Annotated in this window: 16 protein-coding genes; 5 read left to right on the plus strand and 11 right to left on the minus strand. The window is 36.9% G+C overall.

From position 1 onward, the window contains the following. The 3 genes from EO244_RS17035 to EO244_RS13100 form a co-directional block, all read right to left on the minus strand. Window positions 1-200 (minus strand): hypothetical protein (locus tag EO244_RS17035; RefSeq protein WP_206734565.1); only part of this gene is annotated, 200 nt, incomplete at its 3' end. An 817-nt stretch (window positions 201-1017) separates the two neighbouring features. After that, window positions 1018-2580, minus strand: coding sequence for a beta-N-acetylhexosaminidase (locus EO244_RS13095; RefSeq protein ID WP_129255140.1), 1563 nt, complete (start codon window positions 2578-2580; stop codon window positions 1018-1020). Window positions 2581-2769: 189 nt separating this feature from the next. Further along, complete coding sequence (locus EO244_RS13100) at window positions 2770-4233, minus strand: hypothetical protein (protein ID WP_129255141.1); 1464 nt, start codon at window positions 4231-4233, stop codon at window positions 2770-2772. 498 nt (window positions 4234-4731) lie between these two features. Here EO244_RS13100 and EO244_RS13105 point away from each other — a divergent pair, with 498 nt between their 5' ends. Continuing rightward, the gene (locus EO244_RS13105; protein WP_129255142.1) at window positions 4732-5175 is read left to right on the plus strand and encodes an Hsp20/alpha crystallin family protein; all 444 of its coding nucleotides are present in this window, start codon (window positions 4732-4734) and stop codon (window positions 5173-5175) included. Window positions 5176-5343: 168 nt separating this feature from the next. Then, window positions 5344-6858, plus strand: a complete 1515-nt coding sequence (locus EO244_RS13110) for a Do family serine endopeptidase (RefSeq protein ID WP_129255143.1) — start codon at window positions 5344-5346, stop codon at window positions 6856-6858. A 94-nt stretch (window positions 6859-6952) separates the two neighbouring features. On the opposite strand, the gene EO244_RS13115 is transcribed toward EO244_RS13110, so the two are convergent. From EO244_RS13115 to EO244_RS13135, 5 genes are all read right to left on the minus strand, one after another. Beyond that, window positions 6953-8434 (minus strand): rhomboid family intramembrane serine protease, encoded by a 1482-nt coding sequence (locus EO244_RS13115; RefSeq protein ID WP_129255144.1) that lies wholly within the window; start codon window positions 8432-8434, stop codon window positions 6953-6955. 291 nt (window positions 8435-8725) lie between these two features. Beyond that, entirely contained in the window at window positions 8726-9799 is a 1074-nt protein-coding gene (locus tag EO244_RS13120; protein ID WP_129255145.1) for an alkene reductase, read from the minus strand. A 149-nt stretch (window positions 9800-9948) separates the two neighbouring features. Continuing rightward, complete coding sequence (locus tag EO244_RS13125; protein WP_129255146.1) at window positions 9949-10587, minus strand: class I SAM-dependent methyltransferase; 639 nt, start codon at window positions 10585-10587, stop codon at window positions 9949-9951. A gap of 99 nt (window positions 10588-10686) precedes the next feature. Beyond that, window positions 10687-12747 (minus strand): hypothetical protein, encoded by a 2061-nt coding sequence (locus EO244_RS13130; RefSeq protein WP_206734566.1) that lies wholly within the window; start codon window positions 12745-12747, stop codon window positions 10687-10689. 242 nt (window positions 12748-12989) lie between these two features. Next, a complete protein-coding gene (locus tag EO244_RS13135) occupies window positions 12990-13589 on the minus strand; it encodes an HD domain-containing protein (RefSeq protein ID WP_241687985.1) in 600 nt (199 codons plus the stop codon). A 160-nt stretch (window positions 13590-13749) separates the two neighbouring features. Between EO244_RS13135 and EO244_RS13140 the strand changes: the two genes are divergently transcribed. After that, window positions 13750-14112 carry a hypothetical protein gene (locus EO244_RS13140; RefSeq protein WP_129255147.1) on the plus strand — a complete coding sequence of 121 codons (363 nt, stop codon included), beginning with the start codon at window positions 13750-13752 and terminating at the stop codon, window positions 14110-14112. A gap of 109 nt (window positions 14113-14221) precedes the next feature. Here the strand turns inward: EO244_RS13140 and EO244_RS13145 are convergent, their stop codons facing one another. From EO244_RS13145 to EO244_RS13155, 3 genes are all read right to left on the minus strand, one after another. After that, window positions 14222-14680: a ferritin family protein gene (locus EO244_RS13145; RefSeq protein ID WP_129255148.1), complete on the minus strand. Its 459-nt coding sequence runs from the start codon at window positions 14678-14680 to the stop codon at window positions 14222-14224. A gap of 66 nt (window positions 14681-14746) precedes the next feature. Continuing rightward, window positions 14747-16237 (minus strand): NADPH-dependent glutamate synthase, encoded by a 1491-nt coding sequence (gene gltA, locus EO244_RS13150; protein WP_129255149.1) that lies wholly within the window; start codon window positions 16235-16237, stop codon window positions 14747-14749. A gap of 41 nt (window positions 16238-16278) precedes the next feature. Further along, window positions 16279-17097, minus strand: coding sequence for a sulfide/dihydroorotate dehydrogenase-like FAD/NAD-binding protein (locus EO244_RS13155; protein WP_129255150.1), 819 nt, complete (start codon window positions 17095-17097; stop codon window positions 16279-16281). Between the two features lie 655 nt (window positions 17098-17752). Here EO244_RS13155 and EO244_RS13160 point away from each other — a divergent pair. Then, window positions 17753-18091, plus strand: a complete 339-nt coding sequence (locus tag EO244_RS13160) for a translation initiation factor (protein WP_129255151.1) — start codon at window positions 17753-17755, stop codon at window positions 18089-18091. Between the two features lie 590 nt (window positions 18092-18681). After that, window positions 18682-19764 (plus strand): glycosyltransferase family 4 protein, encoded by a 1083-nt coding sequence (locus EO244_RS13165; RefSeq protein WP_129255152.1) that lies wholly within the window; start codon window positions 18682-18684, stop codon window positions 19762-19764. Window positions 19765-19785: the final 21 nt, after the last annotated feature.

The raw sequence follows: 19785 nt of genomic DNA on the forward strand, positions 1-19785 counted from the left end.
ACCTGCGATGGATTTACCTGATGCCAATAACCCGAAGTGGCAGTCACTCCGTGACTTGACTTCGGGCTAATGGGATTCGAGCCCTTTGGGCTCATTGCTGTGCAATCTTCAAACCGTAATGGGACAAATGGAGCCGGTTCCGAATGACTGTGATAAATTTTGGATCCTTTTCTTTCAGGAAACGAGCTAAGCGAGTTCATGAACACCCGTTTTTTATAATAAGTGAATAAAAAAGGACAAGCTCAGCAGCTTGAGCGAAATAAAAGATTTTTAATCAATCGCATCCTAAGAGATGGCATACTCGCAAGTCCAATTTGATTACAGATTCCAATAGAAATATAAAACCACCAAATAGTTACTCTACAGAGTTGCTACATTTACATAGACAGTGAATTAAGGTTTAATTATTTTAATAATCTTCGCATTTTGATTCACACAAGCTCTTTCAAGAATACACTTTATCAAAGACTTCTTTCTAAAAGACAAAACGATATTCATTCCATCGCTAATGAACACAGCGCCCTGATTAACTGCTGTACCTGCGATGGATTTACCTGATGCCAATAGCCCGAAGTGGCAGTCACTCCGTGACTTGACTTCGGGCTAATGGGATTCGAGCCCTTTGGGCTCATTGCTGTGCAATCTTCAAACCGTAATGGGACAACTGGAGCCGGTTCCGAATGACTGTGATAAATTTTGGATCCTTTTCTTTCAGGAAACGAGCTAAGCAAATTCATGAACACCCGTTTTTTATAATAAGTGAATAAAAAAGGACAAGCTCAGCAGCTTGAGCGAAATAAAAGATTTTTAATCAATCGCGTCTTAAGAGATGGCATACTCGCAAATCCAATTTGATTACAGATTCCAATAGAAATATAAAACCACCAAATAGTTACGCTGTAGAGTTGCTACTTTTACATAGACAGTGAATCAAATTATTAATAATTAACAATTTACAATTCATCATTATCAATTAATTCATCATTTATAATTCATAACTCATCATCATCAATTAACTCAATCTTCCCAGGGGACTAAGGCTGAAGGGTAATAATTAATTCCCATAAACTCAAAACGAGACTTCTGTTTCCCCAATCGAATCTTATACTCCTCCCACGATTTATCCGGATGATTCGACCAGCCCAATTCGGCATAACCCGGCAGACGTGGAAAAACCATATATTCAATATCATCAATCGTTTCAACCGTTTCAGTCCAAAGCGGCGCTTCAATTCCCAATATCGATTCTTTACCAATCCCATCAACATTCGTTTCCAAAGTCCAGTCGTAAGCATCATCGACTTCGGTATAACCCGCCCAATGCAGACCTAGAGGGCAAAGCGAATCGTACTGAATATCCATATAGGCTCTCCTGGCTGGCGACATAATAATCTTCACATTCTGATTCACGGCATCCAAAGCCGTTTGCGTTTTGGTGTGCCAAAATTGTGCGATGGTATTTTCTTTGAGATTGGCTGCAGAAATATCCGCCCAGCCCATCATCTTTTTACCATGAGCATTCACAATTTCCTGAACCCGGTTTACAAACTTGATGTAATCATTTTTCTTGGTTGCATCCGATTCGTCCCCTCCAATATGAATGTATTCACCCGGCGTTATAGCCGCCAACTCACCAATCACATCATCAATAAATTTATAGGTAATCGCCTTGTTGGCATCCAATGTACTAAAACCCACATCGGTTCCCGTATACAGTTCTCTGGCTTTATTATCCGCATTCAGTTCGGCATAAGAGGCCAAAGCCGCATTGGTGTGTCCCGGCATATCAATTTCAGGAATCACAGTAATGTATCTCGCCCCGGCATACTTCACAATTTCGGCATAGTCAGATTGCGTATAGAATCCGCCTTTACCGCCATCTACCTGAGTGCTGCCACCATGTGCAGTTAAATTGGGCCACGATTTAATCTCAATTCGCCATCCCTGATCATCAGTCAGATGCAAATGCAAAACATTCATCTTATAGGCCGCTATCAAATCGATAAAACGTTTTACATCATCTACATCGAAGAAATGACGCACCACATCGAGCATAGCCCCACGGTAACCATATTCGGGTTTGTCTTCAATCCGACCACTTGCCAATTCCCAGGGACCTTCCTGCAGATCTTTTGATTCAATTCTGGCTGGTAACAGTTGGCGAATGGTTTGCACCCCTCTAAACAAACCTGCTAATTGATAAGCCTCCAATACCACACGTTTTTCAGTAATCTCCAGTTGATAGCCCTCATCACCCAAAGCCTTATTCGTTTCCGAAGTCAGCAAGATGATGCCTCGCTTCGAAAGCGGATCTTTAACAGCTTTCACTTCGGTTTGAAAACCTGTAGCCGGTGCAATCAAATCAGCCAAATATTGCGCAATATCCTGACTTTCCTGATAATCTGCCTGTACATAAATTTTTGTTTTATGTGTCCAGTCAAAAGAACTGCCCGTAGCAACAAGCTGACTGGGTTTGGGGATCAGATTTTCCTTTGAAAGATCCTTGGGACTTGGTGTTTTGCATGAAACAAGCATCGTCGCAATAAACAACACCTGTGCTAAATGGAATAATTTATTCATCCTTACGTCTAATTATATGTTTGTCAGTTTAAGTTTAAATTAAAAATAAAAACCTCGTGAAAGATAAGCATAATTATACTTTAAACTGAAAACAGATACTGAATACTATCCCTATTTTAATCCACCCCAAAACGAAAAAACGATTTCCCAATTAAGGGAAACCGTTTTCAAATATATATCAGTTTCAAATTAAACCTTCTCCACCTTTTTAATTCCACGGCGATTGAAGATAATTCGGTAACGGCGATAAGCCGTTTCATCGTCCAGTTTGAATCGGAGCACCATATTCATAAAATAAACCTTTTCACCGGATAGTTTCTCAAACTCATCATCATTCAAATAATAAAGAGGAATCTCAGGATTGTCCATTTTCTGAATAAAGCGAGACACATTAAAACGAATAATATCGACCACACCCGTAATATTGTAACTGCCGTAAGAATTATCCAAAGCCTTTTGATCCAATCGCAACAGCTTGCGATAAAAAATAATCTTTTCGCCCACACCCCGACTCTCAATATCGATAATCCGGGAGCGATTGCGATGCTTCATGACTCGAAGAGGAACCGAATCTTCGCTCACAAAGTCGAAACTCTCCTTACACCAACCAATTTTCTCATCCCCTTTTACACGAATGATTGTCTTATGATCGAAAAAACGCTTATTAATCTTCCCAACCAGATAATGACGACTCAAATCCTTAATTCTATCCTTAAGCATGTAAATAATAACCAAAGCAACATACAAGGGTATTGTGAAACCTCCCAGACTTTTTTGAAAAATAAAGGTCAGTGCAGCACCAATAATCATAGCCATTCCGGCTGCAATGCTATAGAGCAACTGCATCATAAAAAGACCTTCCTTTTTCTTACGGGAGGAGAGTAATAGCTGCCCTTCGAAATATTTATTGAACACCCCTTTGCGATGAACCAACCAGCGATTACGATCTGCAGAATCCTTCTCAACCACCAGATACCCCTTGGCACGTTTGTAAGCAATTTCGTCTTTTATTAAGTTCAGAATCTCGTCTTTACTTCGATCAAAATCGGCAGGATATCTCTTCCGCAATCCTCGGTATAAATAAGCACTATTCTGTTCGAACTGATTACTCATGAACTCGTCGCCAAACAAAAAATAATCGAACATTTCTTTCTGAATGGTAGGTACATTGACAATAGGACGCAAATCGCGATAATGCTGAGCAATCGTTCTCACATTTTCGATATAAGCATCAATCAAATAACGCCTGTCATCAGACATATCATTATTTAAAATATGCTGAATCTCTCTTCGAAGTGCCGACTTGAGAATAGAATGAAACATACGAATATGATACTCGTAATTCGCCTCATTCTTTGGGCCGGGATAGTTCGCCACCTTTTCAAAGGCTTCCTTCAAATAAGAAAAAACAGACTGATCGCCGTGAGCAATTTCCCTTAACAAATAAGGGGGCGTAATTAAACGAATGTTGGAATTAAAATCGTTGTAAAAGTCCTCTTTCTTATAAGTCGACGAATTAATATCCAGCTTACTTGGGATAAATAACCAGGTCTTAACCGAAAATTCATTCACCTTTCGATCTTTACGAGCTTCGTAGCCCATTTTAATCTCCACTGAAAACTTATCATGTACTTTTACAACTTCTTCTATCATTCGCTATTATTTTTAATTTGACTTAAGATTCTTTCGAAAATTAAAGATACTCAAATCCTTTTAATATGAATCATTGCAGACCACTTGATTTTAAAGGGATGAACACGTTAACGATTGCAGTTTTAAAAAAAACGAAAACAACGCATCCATTTTATTATTATCCTATAGAATTAAGCTTTATATGATTGAATGTGACATAAAATCCAATCCATTTTCAATGGCGCCACGAGAATAATGTCATTTTTACTGTTAGCCCCATCACAAGCCGTCAATCTGACAATATAAATGTCATTTTTTCATTTTAATTCCCATTAATTGCAACTACCCCATACCCCTTACAAAATACTGACAATCAGACATAGAACACCATCAATCTCATTCAAAAAAAACAGTTTGGCATTCAATTTGATCAAAAGGAAACGGATCGCGATTCCGATATTTTTAAATAGAACTGATGATTATTTAATGATCACAAAATTTAATTAAGGAGGATTTATCATGACACTAGTAAAGAGAAATTCAGACAATTTATTTCCATCCTTATTTGACAATCTCTTCTCACGAGACTGGATGGATTGGAGTAATTCAAACTTTTCGAACACAAACACAACTTTACCCGCTGTGAATGTTCTTGAAAACGATCATGAATTCACGATTGAGGTAGCTGCTCCGGGAATGAAAAAAAATGATTTCGATATTAATTTGGATAATAACCAATTAACCATTTCCTCTGAAATCAAAAATGAAACCGAAAGCAAAGAAGGTAAATATACCCGCAGAGAGTTCTCTTATCAATCGTTTAGCAGATCGTTTCGACTCCCCGTTGATTTGATTGATGGCGATAAAATTAAAGCCAAATACAATGAAGGTATTCTTTGCATTCATCTTCCAAAAAAAGAAGAAGCAAAACCCAAACCTTCACGGATGATATCAATTACATAAACTATAAGGGGGCAGGTCAAGAGCCTGCCCTAAACTCATTTTTATATCTAAAAAAAACAATTTAGGCATTGCTTTAGATTTTTGCACGTCAGTTTTTAGTCAGTAATTCGGTTCTACAATGAATTCGTTTACTGACCATTTAATATAAATCATTAAAAGTAAATAAAAATGAAAAAATTCAGTTTACTCCTTTTAGCTGCAATTATGGGAGGCGTCATAACATTAGGTGGCTATCTCTTTTTGAGCGAAAAGAAACAATCAATCAGAATTGAACACATTACCGAAACACCTGTGCACGGAGCAAGCTATAGTGTTTTAAAAAATGGTGAAAATACGCCACTGCAATTTACAGATGTCTCAAAAAAAGTTATGGATGCCGTTGTTCACATTAAATCAACACAAATCCAATCAGAACCGAATTCACGATCAGTTCCCTCTCCTTTTAGAGAATTCTTTAATGATGATCTTTTTAAAGACTTTTTTGGGCCATATTCACGTATACAACCACAGAATCCTGAACAACGAGGACCACAATCAAGAATAGCAAGCGGATCGGGTGTTATCATTAATGCCGATGGTTATATTGTAACCAATAACCATGTGATTGAAGGCGCCGATGATATCGAAATCAATCTGCACGACAACCGGGTTTACAAAGCCAAAGTGATTGGCACAGACCCAACAACCGACTTGGCTTTGCTTCAAATTAAAGAAAAAAACCTGGTTCATATTCCCTTTACCAATTCCGATGAAATTGAAGTGGGCGAATGGGTACTTGCCGTAGGAAATCCTTTCAATCTCAATTCAACTGTTACAGCAGGTATTGTCAGTGCCAAGAGTCGCAATATCAACATCCTGCGAAATCGAAGTGCAATTGAATCCTTCATTCAAACCGATGCCGCTATTAATCCCGGCAACAGTGGTGGAGCGCTGGTCGATTTAAAAGGAGGCCTGGTTGGAATTAACACAGCCATTGCCAGCCCAACAGGGGCCTATTCGGGTTATGGCTTTGCAATCCCATCAAATATTGTCAGTAAGGTGGTTGAAGATTTACTGAAATACGGCTTTGTACAACGTGGGTATTTGGGTATTCTAATACGTAATATTGATGGAAACTTTGCCAAGGAAAAAGACCTAAAAGTGACCGAAGGGGTTTATGTCGATAGTTTACCTGAAAACAGTGCAGCTTCAGATGTCGGCATTCAAAAAGGTGATGTGATTTTAAAAGTTAATGGTTCCAAAACAAAATCAACCTCCGAACTCATGGAGATTATAGCCAGACACCGACCAGGTGATAAATTAAACCTGGAAGTTGATCGCTTTGGAAAAAACAAAATCTTCAACATTACCTTAAGAAATGAAAAAGGAGACACTGGCCTGAACAAAAAAGAGAATGAACAAATCTTAACAAGACTGGGTATTGAACTAAAAGAGCTTGATAAAGATAAGCTTAGTAAACTTGAAATTTCAAATGGTTTACGTGTAGACAAAATCCACTCGGGACTAATCAAACACCAAACCAATATGAAAGAGGGGTTTATTATCACACGGGTTGATGGCAAAAAAATTAAATCTGTTGAAGAATTTAAAACCTATGTCGACAATAAAGAGGGCGGCATTATGCTCTCCGGCTTTTATGAAAATTACCCGGGCAATTATTATTACGCTTTTGGTCTTGATTAATATTTCTTGAATATTTACACAACAAGCCCTCATCAGAATAAACTGATGAGGGCTTATAAAATTGACTTATCATCCACAAATAAAATCAACAGCATTACTTTGTTGTGATAATAACAACGCCATTTTTCCCCTTAGAACCATACACAGCTTCCGCAGCCGCACCTTTCATCACATTCATTTCTTTAATATTCTTAGGATCGATATGCATCATATCTTCTGAAATTTCGCCATCAATAATATACAATGGAGATTGCGCGTTCACTGTGCTTTTAAAAAACTCTCTTCTTACAGGCTTATACTCTTCCGGGGCCTTATATCGCATTAGATTATCAGCAACAACCTCGCCTTTCAACTTTCTTATAATAAAACCAATAGCCTGATTATATGCTTCAACTTGACGAAAAAATATTGGATTTCGATCTTCTGAAGCTTTTGCAATCAATTTATAACTCTCAATCCGGTAATCACAATATCGTTTCAATAAAGCATTTCGTTGATACATCTCTTCAGAGAAACCTGACATCTCATCAAGCTTTAAAATAATGTCTTTACATTTTTGCCAGTTAGGAATACCATCTTTATTGATCGCATCCAGATTTACCTCAGTTATGTACTGAGGATAAACACTTAAAGCCCTTTGCTCAACCTCAACAAATTCAGACATATGCCTTTCGTATATAACGGATATTTTCGGTGATCTTAAAATGATCACACCACAACACAAAATGAAGATAAAAGTCAGCCCCGGAATAAGTAAGCCTTTCAATTTCGCTTCCTGATTTGAGAGACTGGGATAAAACGAAAAGCCCAAAAGTATACCCGAAAACAAACCACCAATATGTGCCGCATTATCGATACCGCCTTTTAAACCAAAAAGCAGATTGTATCCCACAAAAATGAGAATACTTACCAGAATTCCTTTCTTACTTTCCTTGTCAATCAAATTGGTTGTTAGCAAAGCAAGATACACCCCATACAAACCAAAGATAGCGCCCGATGCACCAGCACTCACAATCATATCGTGCCAGGCCAAACTAAGCAAACTACCCCCTATACCAGTTAGGATAAAAGCAAACCCCAGTTTCCATTTTCCAATAATGGGCTCCAACAACAAACCAATGTAAAGGAGCGCATACATATTAAACAAGAGGTGAATCAACCCAATGTGCAGAAAACAATTACTCAGCAAACGCCAATATTGTCCCTGAAAAGTTAAAGTGGTAAAGTTGGCACCCCAAGCCACCAGATTCTCGACACTTGGATCGATTAAATGCACTCCGGAAAGCACCATTGAAACAAATACCAAAACACAAAAGATGATGATAATGGGACTCATAAAAAAGCCTGGTTTGGGCGTCAGTAATTCGAAGAATTCAATAGTCTTCTCAACCAATAGTCCTTTCTTTTCTTTGGGTGCTTGATAAACGTACACCTCCTCATTATCACCTGTAAAATCAGGGCATTCTTCTTCAAAATCAGCCTTGGCATTTGTTAGTCCACACACAATACCTTGTTTCGTATCGAATTTAGACTTGTCACAAACCCTACAAAATTTAACACGTTCTTCTCTTGTCATTTAGTTTTGGGATTTTTGATTTAGGTTATTCAATGCTTAATAAAGGTCTTTCTATACTGATGGCGATCTCAAAAGGCATAGCTTTCCATACCACTTTAAAGTCAGGCAAGCAAAGACTCCTGTTTAATAACTCCCGAATTTAAACATTATCATACAAATTATCTTTATCCAAATTCAGCAATTATGATATTAATTTTAATTCCGGATTAATCACAATCTGAATAGCATCTACTAAAAAAGCGACTTGAATAAACATCCAAGTCGCTTTCAACGATTTAATTAAGTCTAAATTTAAAGGTAATCGGTATAACCTTTTTCACCCGGAGTATAAAAGGTCTCCATATCAGGAGCTACCAATTCCGCTTTGTTTTGTATTTTTTCAACAAAACTTGGATTCGAAATAAAAGATCGTCCTACGTAAACCAAATCTAAACCACTGTCTAAAATAGCCTGCGCTTTCTCTTCAGAATCGATATCACCACCTGAAATAACAGTTCCCTTAAAGTTTTTCTTAATTGTATTTTTAATGTCTGTTGCAAAATCAGGTGCACCAAAAGCAAGCCTATGATCGACAATATGAATATAAGTCAAATCCATTTTCGCTAACTCTTGTGATAAATAGATATAGGTTTGCTCCAAATCTGCATAATCGGATAACATATCGTTATACTCCCCATAAGGAGAAAAACGAATTCCAAGCTTATCAGCCCCAATGGCATCAACAAGCTTTTGTGCTGTTTCCAATACAAATCGAACCCTATTTTCAATCGATCCTCCATACCGATCATCTCTCAGATTCGATCTTGGATTGATAAACTGATCCAGTAAATAACCATTAGCTGCATGTAATTCAACACCATCGATACCAGCCTCATTAATCAGTCGCTTAGCAGAAAAAACAAACTCATTTTGAGTGCCTTCAATTTCATCCAGACTCATAGCCTTAGGCGTTTCATGAGGAAACATACCCGTCTCAGTAAACATCTCACCTGCCGCCTGAATACTTGATGGTGCAAGGGTTGTGCTACCTTCGGGCATATTTAGCTTAGCCGTTATACGTCCACAGTGCATCAGCTGCACAAAAATTTTACCACCCCTGGCATGAACTGCCTCGGCAATCTTTTTCCACCCTTCAATTTGGGCATCAGAGTAGGCTCCCGGAATTCTGGGGTACCCCAAACCATTAGGCGATGGTGAAGTACCTTCACTGATAATCAATCCTGCCCCTGCTCTTTGCTGATAATATTTTACCATCAACTCGTTGGGAATATTGTCTATCGCTCTGCATCGCGTTAAGGGTGCCATTACAAATCGGTTCTTTAATTCTGTGGTTGAACCTAAGTTAAAGCTTTCAAATAAACTCATATGATTCATTTTTTTGGTTAATCGTTTCTTATTTATAATAGACCAATTATCAACAAACCTAATCCTTTTTTATTTAAGACCCAAAGGTCCTTTATACAAAAAAGTAAGAAGCCAATTTTATATTTCTGACACAACACTGAATAATGAAACTACTTAAAAGCAATTCCTCTAATCTGCGGAATAATGGGGACGATAACAGAATACAAATTATAAGATTCGATTTCCAACCGATTGAAGCCAGCTGATTCGATAAATGGCTGAATATCCCGATTGGTATGGCAGCCCTCGAAACAATAGTGCCACGGCCTGTGAAGCAAATTTTGAATCATTGCCAGAACAGAATTATCTCTGGCTTTAACATGCTCAATAAAAACAAATTTACCCGAAGGTTTCAATATTCGTTTCACTTGTTTTAAGCATTGTTCCAAATCCTCAACCGTACAAAGAACAAGGGTACTCACCACAAATTCACAGGATTCATCATCCAAATCAATAGCCTCTCCGGTTAAGGAACGAATCTCCAGATTGATGCCATACTTTTGAGCTGTTTTTGTTAAGCCCGCATGCATATGCACATTGGGTTCGATAGCAATCAGATGCGTTCCTTTTCTCAGATATCGCATATTCTCACCTCTTCCCGGTCCAATCTCAACAACAGTACCTGGATGATCCTTAAACAAGACTCTTTTCATCTCACCAAACTTATAATGCATATAAGCCGATATGATTCTCAGTAACCAGGAGTTGATTGGTCCGCGTATGGCATTGTTCTTAAATTGATTCTCCATATAAAACGAGCTACTTTATTTTCCACTTCGATTCACTAAAAGTAAACAAAAAGGGCACCCCTTACGGAATGCCCTTAAAAAAACATTATATCAAACTGATTAGTTTGCTAATTTCTTTAACGATTCACTTGCGGCCTGAATCAAAGGTTGGGTTGACAATTTACTGCCAGTAGCCTCAAGCATCCACTGGTTAGGTGTTAAACGACCTTGCTTAAAAATACGATCAACCTCATTAGGGAAACTTTTTCCTTTAAGCTGTTGCTCAAGCTGGAACTCAATAACATTACCAAATGCATAATTCGATAAATATAATGGACTGTTTAGCATGTGCGAATATACAGCCAATATAGTCTGATCTTTCATTCCATAAACAGGTGCATAAAACTCATTCCAAATTTCTTTAGCAATACGCATGGTTGCGTCGCGAAGCTGAGCGGCACTTGCATCCGGATTAGCATACAACCATTTCCAAACACGAATATCCAATACTGAAACACCCATGATTTCGTAAGCACTCCAGAATAAATCCAGTTTCTTCAAAGCATCCTTTTCCGAAGATTCATCATTGATATCCAACAACATCATATCTCTCTTCTGGAAGATAAAAGCCAAAGCCTCAGTGAAAGCGGTATTAGGTACGCCATTCAGCATAAAATGATCAACATCATACAAGGAAATTGTTTGCTCAACATTGTGCCCAAATTCGTGAATGGCAATATTATAGCCTTTATAATCCATACCTTTTGCTCCAATTCGGGTACGCAGATGAGCTTTTTGCCCTTTCTTAGCTCCACCCCAGGCATGTCCCGAACCTCTTGCCGGATCAACAGCAATATGATCTGCTAAGAATTTCGCACGCTCCTTATCATAGCCTAATTTCATCAATAGGTTTCCAAGATCTGCTTCTAAAGCAGGAGCATTAGGATACAATTTTCGAGTCTGAGCATCAAGCTTTGACTCATCCATCCCGCTACGAGCTTTAAATCCATCGTACCAAATATCGAATGGCTGCAAATCACGTCCCAATCTCTTCTTAATAAGTTCACCAACTTTTTTAGTTTCTTCTGATCTTAAGAAATCAGTAAAGATTTTCTCGGTGTTTTCATGTGAAATTTCCTTGGCACCTGCATACTGTCTTTTAATAAAGGTATTCTGATCTGGATAGTATGGATCAATCGCCTTATTGGCATGGAAGTTATTTAAAATTTGCTGATATCTTTCATTTGGCTCAGGAGTTGCCTCAACGGTATTGCCATTCTGATAAACCACATTGGTATATGGATCCCACTCGTACTCTCCGCTATTAATCACCTTTTCTGGGATTTCCTGAGAAATAATGCGTTGCATCACCTGATAGATAATCTTTTGTTTCTCAAGTCCATCAACCGAATTTGCATAATTGGCTTTAATTTCGTCACGTAAATTCCAATGAGACAGAAGCACCTTATCCTCTGGGAAGAAACGCTTGTTATTAGCGTCAGTCAAATGCCCTACATAAATATTGTAATCGGCAATATAAACATCCGATTCAGCAGCAGCTTTACCCGCATTTTGCAACAACTCAGCAGGAACTCTCGCCGTAAAATAATCACCTAAACGCGCATAAGCCCATTCCAAACGTGACCATTTTCCAGCCATCGCTTCTTTTTCTTCCAAACTAAAAGGAGGAAAATTTAAAGCAATTGTAAATGCAATTTTATTTTTATAAAAATCATCTTGCCAGTGCGCATCAACGCTATATGCACCAAACTGGTTATCAATAGGATGTTGTTCAAACGTATTTAAATGAACAGGTTCCAGCAAGTCAAGCGTAATTTTATTAAAGTAACCGGTAATGATTTCGATATTTCGTGAAATCTTATTGAAAACCAGCTCACGTTCTTCTTTATCTGAAACATAATTTTCTTCACAGAAAGCTTTAAAAACTTCAGAAGAACCATCAGCTTCAGTCCAAAGGTTAGCAACATGCTTCACCCCTCTTATCAATAAACTTTCATCAGCCTTAGGAAATTTAGCTTTCAATGCACTAATTGTAGCATCAACTGTCGTTTTATCGATATTCGATTTTTCGACACTTACCGTTTTTTTCGTCGTTGTTTCGTTTGGTTGACAAGCTGTAAAAAACAGAGCTGTACACACAAACAGAAGTAGTTTTTTCATTGTATTTAGATTAGTCGCTCTCGTGAGCTGGTTGTTTCGATTATCCGCTAAAGATATATTTTTCCCTTGAGAAGAAATATGATAGAAAACAGAGATTTTTGAATTAAGAATTATAATTTATGAATGATGATTTATATGTATTGTAGTATGATTTCCACCTTGATCAAATATGATTTATTTTGATTCTTTAAAGTCTTTTCAAATCTGGATTTCATTTATAATTCATAACTCTTAATTTATCATTAATCAACTCCTTTCAGGCCTAATTCTTCAGCTATTCCCTGCATTGCTGTTAGTGTACCTTCAATCAGTTCCCCGCGTTCCAAACCTAACATCTCAGCTCCCTTTTCAATGGTTTCACGATGACAACCCGCAGCAAAATTCTTGGTTTTCCATGTGCGTTTAACAGATTTCACTTTCACGTCCATAATCGATTTTGACGGTCGCACCAAAGCGGTTGCTGTAATCAGACCAGTCAGTTCATCTATAGCATAAAGTGTTTTTTCTAAAAGAGACAGAGGTACAACTTCGGTACACGAACCGAAAGCATGGGATTCAACAGCCCGGATATAATCTTCCGGCCAATTGGCAGCTTCCAAAATCTCCCTTGTTTTTAGAGTATGCCTTTCCGGTTCGACTTCCCAATCTAAATCGTGAACCAAACCAATAACACCCCACTTCTCAACATCTTGCCCATGCAATTGGGCATAATAGCGCATCACCGCCTCTACAGCAAGAGCATGGTTGATTAAACTTTCTGTTTTAATATACTGTTTGACGAGCTCAAAAGCTTCAGATCGGGTTGGAATATGGTTCTGCATACACTTGATTATTATACTCATTTAACGAATGAATAAAAATATCAAAAGTTTTATTTATTCACCTATACCTCTAAATAAAACTGAGTTAAACCCCATTTTTAACAATCTATTTACATTAGGGATTTTCATAAATAAGTTCTTTTAGGTATATTCGGATCTTCAACTCTTATTAATGTCATTTATGAAAAAAGATAACAGACGAAATTTTATACAAAAACTAGGCGTAACTGTTGGTGCCACGGCACTACTCGACACTGAAAGTATTGCCTCAGTGGCTCGCATGCATTCGGGAAAAGATCTTGAAAGATCTGAATTCTTAAACAATTATGAAAATTGGATTAATCAATACATCGAAGTGGTTGAAAAAGAAAAATCTGATCAAAATAATCTGGCCAACAAACATCGCATTATGGAGTTATCAGATCAAGCCAAGAATTGGCAAGAAAAAATTGCGCTCTACCTAAATGACGATGCATTTAAAAAGCGTTACATTCAATTATCTATGCGTTTATCGGATAGTATTAATCGCGAACTGGAAGCCTAACCAGCACTTGTTCACACAATAAGGAGATAATCTTTTTAAAGATAATCAACCGACTAACTACAAAAAAAGCCCCGACACAATCGGGGCTTTTATCTAATCAATAGAAGATCTAGTTTTCTGTCAAAATATTCTCGTCGTATTCAACTTCGAATCTTAGTTTATGCTTTGCTTCTTCCTGAGCCAAGTTCAAAAATAATTTCTTTTCAGCTTCATCAGTAGTTGCAGCAGCCAAATCGCTATATAATCTAAAGGCAGCTTTCTCCTTTTTCATCGCAATTGTTAATGCTTCCTGATAGGTAATATTGGTTTTCTCTTCGTCAACATCAACCAAGTAGTCTGCAATTTTCATATCAGCAATCTTCACATCAGAAAACTTCTGCCCTTTACCATTTTTAATGGCTTCAAGCTTGGCGCGATGCCCCATTTCCTCGATAGCATATTGCTCAAATGTTTCTTTAATCTCCTTGTGCTTCATTTTTGCAGCAAGAGCTGTATAAAATTCAGCAGCCATTGCTTCCTCGTTAATGGCAAAATCAAGGATGTCATTTAATGATTTGAACTCTTTCATATTAAGAATTTTTAAAATCAATATTATTATAAGTGCTTGTATTTAAACTTACACTTTTTTTTCGAATTAGTTTGATAGGTATTTCTCTGTCAAATAGATGTCCATGTTCTTAGCCGCTTTTCTACCATCACCCATAGCAAGGATAACAGTTGCACCACCACGAACAATATCACCACCAGCAAACATTTCCGGAATAGATGATTGCATCTTATCTTTCACGACTTCAATAGTTCCCCATTTCGACACCTCTAACCCTTCAACTGAATTAGGAATCAATGGATTTGGTGATACACCAACAGCCACAACCACAACCTCACAGTCAAGAATGTATTCAGAACCTTCAACCGGAACTGGTCGTCTACGTCCTGAAGCATCAGGCTCGCCCAATTCCATTTTCTGAACTTTCATCTGGCACACACGACCGTTTTCGTCAGCAATGTATTCAATAGGATTAGTCAATGTCAAGAACTCAACACCTTCTTGTTTCGCATGGTGAACTTCTTCAACACGAGCAGGCATCTCTTCTTCCGAACGACGGTAAACGATCATAGCACGCTCTGCACCCAAACGCTTAGCTGTACGAACAGAGTCCATAGCGGTATTACCACCACCAACAACAACAACATTTTTACCTCTCAATACTGGCGTATCAGATTCTTCGCTGTCAGCACCCATCAGGTTCACACGAGTCAAGTATTCGTTTGAAGATAAAATACCATTGGCATTCTCACCTGGAATATTCATGAATCGAGGTAAACCAGCACCAGATCCTACATAGAATGCCTTGTAACCATCCGCTTTCAAATCGTCAAGGCTAGCAGTCTGTCCTACAATATAGTTCGTGATGAATTTCACACCCATGCGGCGTAAACTTTCAATCTCAACATCAACTACAGCATTTGGCAAACGGAATTCAGGAATACCATACTTTAATACTCCTCCAATTTCGTGAAGGGCTTCGAATACGGTCACATCGTAACCCAATTTAGCCATATCGCCAGCAAATGAAAGTCCGGAAGGACCTGAGCCAATCACAGCAACCTTAATACCATTTGAAGGACGTAATTCTGGTGTAGCAAGATGACCTGACTCTCTTTCGAAATCAGCAGCAAAACGTTCCAAATAACCAATTGCTACAGCAGGTTGATTTAATTTCTCAACATAGAAACATTTTTGCTCACACTGCAATTCTTGTGGACAAACACGACCACAAACTGCTGGCAAAGCCGATGTTTCTTTCAATACTGAAGCCGCTTCAAGAATTTCGCCGCGTTCGATATTCTTAATAAACTTAGGAATATTAATGCTAACCGGGCAACCTTCCATACAAGTTGGATTCACACAATCCATACAACGAGTTGCTTCAAGAATGGCTTGTTCCTGAGTTAAACCTGTATTTACTTCGATACGTTGCGATTTGATACGAAGCTCTGGCTCAGTTTCAGCCATAAGTGCTCGCTCAATCGACATACGATCTTTAGCTTTTGTCTTTTTCTGAAGAGCTACTCTCCAGTCTTGTTTTCTTTCGTTCTTGATATATTCTTCAGACCTTTCCATTGTCCTGTTATTTTTGTGTTGCTATTCGTATTTTGAATCCCTTATTTCTGAAATTGATCAAATTTATCAACTTCCTCTTTCTTATAACCACCAAGTCGAGACATCATCTCTTCAAAATCAATTTGGTGAGCATCGAACTCAGGACCATCTACACAAGTAAATTTGGTTTTTCCACCAACTGTAACACGACAAGCGCCACACATACCTGTACCATCAACCATGATACTATTTAAACTAGCAACAGTTGGAATTTCATACTTCTTAGTTAATAAAGAACAGAATTTCATCATGATTGCAGGACCTATAGTCACACACTCATTGATTTTTTCTCTCTTAATAACTTCTTCCATTCCTTCGGTTACTAAACCTTTTTTACCATAAGAACCATCATCTGTCATGATAATCAACTCGTCAGAATGCTTACGCATTTCATCCTCAAGAATGATTAGATCCTTGCTACGAGCCGCCAAAATAGTTACCACTCTGTTTCCTGCCTTTTTATAAGCTTCAACAATTGGTAATAGAGGCGCAACACCTACACCACCACCACAACAAAGGATTGTTCCTAAATTATGAATCTCAGTTGGCTTACCTAATGGACCTACTAAATCAGTGATATAATCACCAACTTCAAGATCACATACTTTGGTTGATGAGACACCCATTTTCTGCACAACTAAGGTTATAGTTCCTTTAGCAATATCAGCTCCAGCTATGGTTAATGGAATACGTTCTCCTTTTTCACCTACGCGTAGAATAACGAAATTTCCCGGCTTACGAGATTTTGCAATTAAAGGCGCTTCTACAACGATTTTTACGATTTTCTCTGAAAAATATTCTTTTTCAACTATCTTGTTCATCACTTTCTATGATAAAATAAATAAATTCTTAATCCGAAACTACATCAAAAAAGCTGGAATTCAAAACAATAACCTCCGCTCAACCAATGTTAATTCACTTTTCAAAAGTAAAGAGTTAGTGTTAATCACTCTACATTATACTGGTTTTTTTTTTCTGCCATAAAACATTTTAGTTTGAATCTAAATTATACCCTAATAAGGTTATATTTCTTTAATAAATATGACTTCTAAACAGAATTAAGTATCAAGTCAAAAAACAAATCGTCAAGAATATAACAGATATAAGCCCAATCAAAAAAAACGATGTTAAGCTTCATATTGAAGAAAAAATTATCAATTTAAATGAAAAGATTTCTTAACTGATTGATCTCACAAAACCAATTTTCATCAAATTCTTCAATTGAACGCATTAGCAAAATGTAGGCAATCAATTATAACAGGATTTATGAAACTCTCTTAAAACAGAAAAAGCTTACTTATTATACTAGAAACAGTCACTAAATCATATTGATACAGCAGCCTTTGAGAAATGGATTAAGTATGATCAAGAGATTCCATTGGGCAGAATCATATTACTCCCTTGGTGTAAAAAACACATGACATGTCCCAGTCACTAATTTTAGTACTTATATTTGTATGATCAAATATCGAAATCATGGCAAAAAACAACAAAAAAAATATCGTGTATTCTACAAACCCCAATTATGAATACGAATACGAGCAAGACGAAACAATAGAAACGCTCCCTCCTCAACAACAAAACTTAAAAGTAATGATTGATAAAAAACAGCGTAAAGGGAAAGCGGTTACACTCGTTACTGGTTTTGTGGGAAGTGAAGACGATTTAAAAGATCTTGGAAAGCTCCTAAAATCAAAATGTGGTGTTGGAGGCTCTGTCAAGGATGGTGAAATTCTGATACAAGGCGATCACAGAGAAAAAATCATTGACATTTTAAATAATGCGAATTACAAAACAAAAAGAGTTGGAGGTTAATCTCCAACTCTCTCTATTTAGAAAAAAAACTGAATTTGCCTTCATTATTATTTCCTCACATATAATCATCAAAAGCAGAACTTCCTCTAAAAGTAAATTCTTCGGATAATTCAGGGATAAAGAGTCCAATCCAATTCTACCCACAAAAGAATCAGTACAAAAGAACCTGATTTTCAAAATGTAAACATCAGCGTAAAATCTCAATTACAACAAAATATTACAATAAATATTAAAAAAAACATCATAAACAATATATTCATACGTATATTAAATTATAAATATCACCAGCATTTTCATCATTAATTATTATGATTTATTAACGGCATTAATTAGGATGATTTCCCAGATACTTATATTCTAAGGTATATTCTTTTCACATCAAAAAAATGGGTGATTATCTAAAAAAATCGTAAATTCATACACAATTCCTGTCAAGAAAATAAAAGTATGTATTGAATAAATCAACTATTATTTTCAATCATTAATGTGTCATTTTCATACTATTAAACAAACTTGACAGATTTGACAACTTGATTTACGGCATATAATTCATACATTTGTCAGTGAATTTTGAAATTGAAACTAAACTTATGTATCCTTTCACACACCACTTCTACATTATTGCTAGTTTTCTTTTCTCATTAATAGTATGTTACAAGATTATACCATCTGTAATACACCTAGCTAAAGAGAAAAAATTATATGATGAACCCAATCATCGTTCATCGCATACAACAATTGTTCCCTCATTGGGAGGTATAGCCATTTTCACGGGTTTTGCTTTATCTATTCTAATATTTAGCAATGGATTTTTAATTCATGAGTTGAAATATATTATTGCTGCAACACTAATTGTATTTGGCTTAGGTGTAAAAGATGATATCATGGTTATTTCCCCAAGAAAAAAATTATTGGGACAAATATTTGCAGCATTAGTTGTTATTATTCTTGGAGATATCCGTTTCACTAATTTCCATGGTATATTAGGTATTCACGAACTTAATTATTTTGTAAGTATTCTTTTCACCATTTTTGTTATTATAGTTGTAACTAATGGCTTCAACTTAATCGATGGAATTGATGGTTTAGCCTCGGGTATCAGTGGTATTTGCACTCTCACATTTGGGGTTTGGTTCTATATTACGGGACATTACGAATATGTTGTATTAGCTGGGAGCTTACTCGGAGCATTAATAGCCTTCTTTCGTTTCAATGTATTTGGTAAACAGAATAAGATATTCATGGGAGATACAGGTTCTCTTATTCTAGGCCTGTTAATCTCAATTCTAATGATTCACTTCAATGAATTAAATATTTACCCTGAATTTAAATATGCAGTAAAAGCTGCACCAGCTGTTTCTATTGGGATTCTTGCTGTGCCATTATTTGATACCCTTAGAGTGATGTTTATTCGTATCAAAAATAAAAGGTCACCTTTTGAACCTGATAAAAACCATGTACATCATCGCATGATCAGCCTTGGATACAAACATGTCCATGCTTCAATACGAATTATGGGAGTAAACATCTTATTTATCGCTATTGTATTTGCTTTAAGTGATATTGGAAACCCAAGCTTATTGGTAATTGTAGCATTACTCGGTGCATTCTTCTCATGGCTACCTTCTTATTTGCTTCACAGAAAAAAAGCCAGGGAACTCCAAACAGCCTAAAAAACAATATTAAATAACTAA

Source organism: Ancylomarina salipaludis (assembly GCF_004122035.1).
In the GTDB taxonomy this organism is placed as follows: domain Bacteria; phylum Bacteroidota; class Bacteroidia; order Bacteroidales; family Marinifilaceae; genus Ancylomarina; species Ancylomarina salipaludis.

What these genes read in the sequence shown, in the direction of transcription:
- EO244_RS13140 (WP_129255147.1), top strand. Translation starts at nt 13,750, where the DNA reads ATGAAAAAAGATAACAGACGAAATTTTATACAAAAACTAGGCGTAACT.
- EO244_RS13135 (WP_241687985.1), bottom strand. Translation starts at nt 13,589, where the DNA reads ATGAGTATAATAATCAAGTGTATGCAGAACCATATTCCAACCCGATCT.
- EO244_RS13095 (WP_129255140.1), bottom strand. Translation starts at nt 2,580, where the DNA reads ATGAATAAATTATTCCATTTAGCACAGGTGTTGTTTATTGCGACGATG.
- EO244_RS13145 (WP_129255148.1), bottom strand. Translation starts at nt 14,680, where the DNA reads ATGAAAGAGTTCAAATCATTAAATGACATCCTTGATTTTGCCATTAAC.
- gltA (WP_129255149.1), bottom strand. Translation starts at nt 16,237, where the DNA reads ATGGAAAGGTCTGAAGAATATATCAAGAACGAAAGAAAACAAGACTGG.
- EO244_RS13125 (WP_129255146.1), bottom strand. Translation starts at nt 10,587, where the DNA reads ATGGAGAATCAATTTAAGAACAATGCCATACGCGGACCAATCAACTCC.
- EO244_RS13165 (WP_129255152.1), top strand. Translation starts at nt 18,682, where the DNA reads ATGTATCCTTTCACACACCACTTCTACATTATTGCTAGTTTTCTTTTC.
- EO244_RS13115 (WP_129255144.1), bottom strand. Translation starts at nt 8,434, where the DNA reads ATGACAAGAGAAGAACGTGTTAAATTTTGTAGGGTTTGTGACAAGTCT.
- EO244_RS13160 (WP_129255151.1), top strand. Translation starts at nt 17,753, where the DNA reads ATGGCAAAAAACAACAAAAAAAATATCGTGTATTCTACAAACCCCAAT.
- EO244_RS13155 (WP_129255150.1), bottom strand. Translation starts at nt 17,097, where the DNA reads ATGAACAAGATAGTTGAAAAAGAATATTTTTCAGAGAAAATCGTAAAA.
- EO244_RS13100 (WP_129255141.1), bottom strand. Translation starts at nt 4,233, where the DNA reads ATGATAGAAGAAGTTGTAAAAGTACATGATAAGTTTTCAGTGGAGATT.
- EO244_RS13105 (WP_129255142.1), top strand. Translation starts at nt 4,732, where the DNA reads ATGACACTAGTAAAGAGAAATTCAGACAATTTATTTCCATCCTTATTT.
- EO244_RS13110 (WP_129255143.1), top strand. Translation starts at nt 5,344, where the DNA reads ATGAAAAAATTCAGTTTACTCCTTTTAGCTGCAATTATGGGAGGCGTC.
- EO244_RS13130 (WP_206734566.1), bottom strand. Translation starts at nt 12,747, where the DNA reads ATGAAAAAACTACTTCTGTTTGTGTGTACAGCTCTGTTTTTTACAGCT.
- EO244_RS13120 (WP_129255145.1), bottom strand. Translation starts at nt 9,799, where the DNA reads ATGAGTTTATTTGAAAGCTTTAACTTAGGTTCAACCACAGAATTAAAG.